This window comes from Pseudomonas sp., assembly GCF_028293835.1.
Lineage (GTDB): Bacteria > Pseudomonadota > Gammaproteobacteria > Pseudomonadales > Pseudomonadaceae > Aquipseudomonas.
In genome coordinates, this window is record NZ_JAQGNX010000080.1 from 1 (window position 1) to 4,951 (window position 4,951).

The window sequence follows — 4,951 nt, forward strand, 5'->3', positions numbered from 1 at the left end:
AGGCGCGCGAGGAGGTGCCGCTGGCCATTCTGGCGCGGCCGTTTCTGGACGAGCTGTCGGCGCTGACCGGCGACACCGTGCACCTGGCGATTCGTGAAGGCGATGACGTGCTGTACCTGCACAAGAATCCGGGGCGCAATGGCCCGGAAATGCGTTCGCGGGTCGGCCACCGCATGCCGCTGGCGCGGACCGGGATCGGCAAGGCGTTGATGATCGATTGCAATGAACAGGAGTGGCAGCGCCTGTATCAGGTCAGCTTGCCGGGGGAGGGTAAAGCGACCCTATGGCCGGAGCATTCCGAGCAGTCGTGGGAGCAATTCCGGCAGCGGATGCAAGAGTATGTGGCAGGCGGCTATGCGTTTGATCTGGAGGACAACGAACCGTCGATTCGCTGTGTGGCGGCGCCAGTGCGTGATGCCAGCAACTTGATTGTCGCTGGCATCAGCATTGCCAGTACCTTGCCGTATATGCCCTTGGAGAAAATGACCGAGTTGATTCCGCTGATCAAACAGACCGCAGCGCGACTCTCGGCCGAGTTAGGGGCAAGGACCTGATCAGGCTTTCAAGGTCTTCATGTCGATCACGAAGCGGTACTTCACGTCACCCTTCACCACGCGCTCAAAGGCTTCGTTGATGTTGTTGATGTCGAGCATTTCGATGTCACACGTAATGCCGTGTTCAGCACAGAAATCCAGCACTTCCTGGGTCTCTTCCAGGCCGCCAATCATCGAACCCGCGATCACCCGGCGTTTGGCCACCAGGTTAAACCCGTGCACAGGCGGATCGATCGGTTCGATCAAACCCACCAGAATGTGCACGCCGTCAAAACGTAGGGTATTCAGGTACGGGTTAAGGTCGTGCTGCACCGGAATGGTGTCCAGCAAGAAGTTGAAGCGCCCGGCGGCGTCCTTCATCTGACTCTCGTTGGTGGAAACAATCACGTGGTCGGCGCCTTGACGACGGCCTTCTTCAGCCTTGGCTTCCGAACGGGTGAACAGGGTGACTTCTGCGCCCATGGCTTTGGCAAACTTGATGCCCATATGGCCCAAACCGCCCATACCGAGCACACCGACCTTGTCGCCCGCTTTCACGCCGAAATGCTTGAGCGGTGAGTACGTGGTGATGCCGGCACACAGAATCGGCGCAGCGCTGGCCAGGTCGAGTTTCTCTGGGATGCGCACCACGAAGCGCTCGCTGACAACCATAGCGTTGGAGTAGCCACCCATGGTCAAGGTGCCGTCGATGCGGTCCCGGGAAGCATAGGTCTGGGTCGGGCCTTCGAGGCAATACTGCTCCAGATTGGCTTCACAGGCTTCGCAGGTGCGGCAAGAATCCACCAAGCAGCCAACACCGACAATGTCGCCGACTTTATATTTGCTGACGTCTGCGCCAACCGAAGTGACTTTACCGACAATTTCATGGCCTGGCATCAAGGGGTAGCTGGCGAAACCCCATTCATTGCGTGCCTGGTGAATATCTGAGTGGCACACGCCGCAAAACAGGACCTCAAGGGCCACGTCATCGGCGCGTGGAGTGCGGCGTTCGAAGGTCATGGGGGCTAGGGGTGCGGTCGCTGATTGAGCGGCATAACCAATGGCTTTGAACATGTTGAACCTCGCAAAAACGTTAACTGGAATGACACAGACCATTCTCGCCGCGTGGGGTTTAACCGGCTATGGCGATTCCTCCGCCTGTCATGCCTAATCCTCCGGCATAACCTCTAAAAAGCTGATTCGCGGGCCAGATCTGCGATGATGTGGCTCTCTACTTTGCATGAAGCATCCGCCCCATGTTATTGACCCGACACCTCGAAGCCAACGCCACGCTGGTATCCCTGCTTCAGCCGCTCGCCCACCGTACCGGCTTGCTGCCGACGTTATTGCCCGAGGTTAACGTCTGGTCTGCGGAGGTCAACGTCGCACGTTGTCCGCAGATATATGAGCCTAGTCTGGTAATCATCGCCCAAGGCAGCAAAATCGCTTATTTGGGCAAACGGACCCTTGAATACGGCGCTGGCCATTATTTGATTCAGGCGTTGCCGGTGCCGTTCGAGTACGAAACCTACGCCTCGCCGGAAGAACCGCTGTTGGGCGTATCCATCGATATCGACCGGATTGTGCTCGGTGAGCTGGTGTTGGCCATGGGTTTGGTGCCAGGGCCAAGTGCGCAAGTACAAACACCGGAATCCATGACATCGGTCGTGCTGGACACCGAAATGCGCGAAAGCGTTGAGCGTCTACTGCGCTGCCTGCACGATCCGCAGGAATGCCGAATCATGGGACGGGCGCGTTTGCGTGAGGTGCTGTATGCCGCCTTGCGAGGACCACAAGCCGGTGTGTTGCGTGCATTGGTCGAGCAACACGGGCAATTCGCCCGGGTCGCGGCATCGTTGAGCCACTTGCATACCCATTACGCCGAGCCGCTTAGTGTCGACACCCTGGCCCGTTGCGCGAACATGAGCGCCTCGACCTTTCACGAACATTTCAAGCGCAGCACCTTGCTGTCGCCGGTCCAGTATTTGAAACGCCTGCGTTTACTCAAGGCACAACAGATATTGGTCGCAGAAGGCGCGGGTGTTGCTCAGGTGGCGATGCGCGTGGGCTATCAAAGCACCTCGCAATTCAGCCGCGAATACAAGCGCTACTTCGAACGAAACCCAGGGGAGGAGGGTGTAAGCGCTCTGTAGGAAATTGCGCGACGTTGCGCAGCAACACAAAAGCTGTAGGAGCTGCCGAAGGCTGCAATATTTCGGACTCGACTGGTTGCCGGTCGAATCGCAGCCCTCGGCAGCTCCTACAGTTTCAGCGCAAGCCCGCGAAGGACCTACATATTCGGGTAAGTCGGTCCGCCGCTGCCTTCCGGCGCCACCCAGGTAATGTTCTGCGACGGGTCCTTGATGTCGCAGGTTTTGCAGTGTACGCAGTTCTGCGCGTTGATCTGGAAGCGCTTCTCGCCGTCTTCCTTGGTGATCACTTCGTAGACGCCCGCTGGGCAATAACGCTGTGCCGGTTCGTCATACAGCGGCAGGTTGACGCCAATCGGAATGTTTGGGTCGGTCAGCTTCAGGTGGCAAGGCTGTTCTTCTTCATGGTTGGTACTGGAGAGGAACACCGAGCTCAGTTTGTCGAAGCTGAGTTTTCCATCCGGTTTCGGGTAGCTGATTTTTTTCGAATCAGCGGCGAGCTTCATGCAGGCGTAATCGGGCTTGGTGTCATGCAGGGTCAGCGGAATTTTGCCGCCAAACAGGTTCTGATCGACGAAGTTGAACGCGCCGCCCATGATCGGGCCGAACTTGTGCAACGCCGGGCCGAAGTTACGGCTGGCGAACAGTTCTTCGTACAACCAGCTTGCCTTGAACGCTTCGACGTAAGTCTGCAGTTCATCGCCGCCTTCGTTACCAGCAAACAGCGCGTCGGCAACGGCATCAGCGGCGAGCATGCCGGACTTCATCGCAGTATGGCTGCCCTTGATCTTGGCGAAGTTCAGCGTGCCGAGTTCACAGCCAATCAATGCGCCACCGGGAAAAACCATCTTCGGCAGGGAATTCAGGCCGCCCTTGCAGATGGCACGAGCACCGTAGCTGATGCGCTTGCCGCCTTCCAGGTACTGGCTGATGACCGGGTGATGCTTAAGGCGCTGGAACTCATCGAACGGCGACAGGAAAGCGTTGCTGTAAGACAGGTCGACGATCAAGCCAACGACCACCTGATTGTTTTCCAGGTGATAAAGGAAGGAACCGCCAGTGTTCTCATTGCTCATTACGTCCAGCGGCCAACCGGCGGTGTGCACCACAAGGCCTTGTTCGTGTTTGGCGGGATCGACTTCCCAGATTTCTTTCAGGCCGATGCCGTAATGCTGAACATCGGCTTCGGTGTCCAGATTGAAACGCTTCAGCAGTTGCTTACCGATGTGCCCACGGCAGCCTTCGGCGAACAATGTGTATTTGCCGCGCAGTTCCATACCGGCGGTGAAGCTGTCTTTAGGCTGGCCTTCACGGTCGACGCCGAGGTCGCCGGTAAGAATTCCGGTGACTGCGCCTTTGTCATCGATCAGCGCTTCCTGGGCAGCAAAGCCCGGGTAGATTTCTACACCCAGGTTTTCCGCTTGCGCCGCCAGCCAGCGGCACAGATTGCCCAGCGAGATAATATAGTTACCTTCGTTGTGCATGGTTTTTGGCACAAACATGTTCGGTACTTTAGTCGCGCTGTCGGCACTTTTAAGCACAAAAATGTCATCGCGCTTGACCGGAGTGTTCAGCGGCGCGCCAAGTTCTTTCCAGTCCGGGAACAATTCGTTGAGCGCCCGAGGCTCGAACACCGCACCCGATAATATATGTGCGCCAACTTCAGAGCCTTTTTCAACAACGCAAACGCTGATTTCCTTTCCGGCTTCAGCAGCTTTCTGTTTCAGACGGCATGCGGCGGAAAGGCCAGCGGGGCCGGCGCCGACGATGACGACGTCGAATTCCATGTATTCGCGTTCCACAGGCTATCTCCTACTCAGGGCTCAACAGTTTTTTTTATAGGTAATTAATGAAGCGCAGCGCAGGTATGATTCTCACAGTCGCGCGCCGCTAAAGGGGCGCATTATATCTACACCATCGCGCAGGTCCAATACAAACGTTTGTTTGAATTGGTTGCAAGCCAGATAAATCATAGACGCGCGGCTTGTAAGTGGCGTTTTTGTCGTATTGACCGGAATTGGCGTTCCGGTCAAGATACGGGCGGTTTTGCGCTCGCCGTAGGCTGCACCGATCGCCAGGTCCAACCAGGCGACTTCTTTTCACCGGAGAGTAACGAGGAATCCATGAAGGTTCTTGTAGCTGTCAAACGAGTGGTCGACTACAACGTCAAGGTTCGCGTCAAAGCGGACAACTCCGGCGTCGACCTCGCTAACGTCAAAATGTCGATGAACCCCTTCTGCGAAATCGCTGTAGAAGAAGCCGTACGCC

General features: G+C 56.9%; 4 protein-coding genes and 1 pseudogene. 3 read left to right on the forward strand and 2 right to left on the reverse strand.

What is annotated here, in order from left to right; genetic code table 11:
- Nucleotides 1–554: IclR family transcriptional regulator (locus tag JWR17_RS09760; RefSeq protein WP_299830676.1), on the forward strand; the 554-nt coding region annotated here is incomplete at its 5' end.
- Here the strand turns inward: JWR17_RS09760 and JWR17_RS09765 are convergent.
- Nucleotides 555–1,607 (reverse strand): NAD(P)-dependent alcohol dehydrogenase, encoded by a 1,053-nt coding sequence (locus JWR17_RS09765; RefSeq protein ID WP_299830678.1) that lies wholly within the window; start codon nucleotides 1,605–1,607, stop codon nucleotides 555–557.
- A 182-nt stretch (nucleotides 1,608–1,789) separates the two neighbouring features.
- On the opposite strand from JWR17_RS09765, the gene JWR17_RS09770 reads away from it, so the two are divergent.
- On the forward strand, nucleotides 1,790–2,686 hold the full coding sequence (locus tag JWR17_RS09770) for an AraC family transcriptional regulator (protein ID WP_299830680.1): 897 nt from the start codon (nucleotides 1,790–1,792) through the stop codon (nucleotides 2,684–2,686).
- Between the two features lie 137 nt (nucleotides 2,687–2,823).
- On the opposite strand, the gene JWR17_RS09775 is transcribed toward JWR17_RS09770, so the two are convergent.
- Nucleotides 2,824–4,485: an electron transfer flavoprotein-ubiquinone oxidoreductase gene (locus JWR17_RS09775; RefSeq protein WP_299830682.1), complete on the reverse strand. Its 1,662-nt coding sequence runs from the start codon at nucleotides 4,483–4,485 to the stop codon at nucleotides 2,824–2,826.
- A gap of 321 nt (nucleotides 4,486–4,806) precedes the next feature.
- On the opposite strand from JWR17_RS09775, the pseudogene JWR17_RS09780 reads away from it, so the two are divergent.
- Nucleotides 4,807–4,951 (forward strand): annotated as a pseudogene (locus JWR17_RS09780) (electron transfer flavoprotein subunit beta/FixA family protein); the annotation flags it as partial.

Excerpts from the sequence above, each read along its gene's own strand:
- JWR17_RS09765 (WP_299830678.1), bottom strand. The coding sequence starts at position 1,607 with ATGTTCAAAGCCATTGGTTATGCCGCTCAATCAGCGACCGCACCCCTA.
- JWR17_RS09770 (WP_299830680.1), top strand. The coding sequence starts at position 1,790 with ATGTTATTGACCCGACACCTCGAAGCCAACGCCACGCTGGTATCCCTG.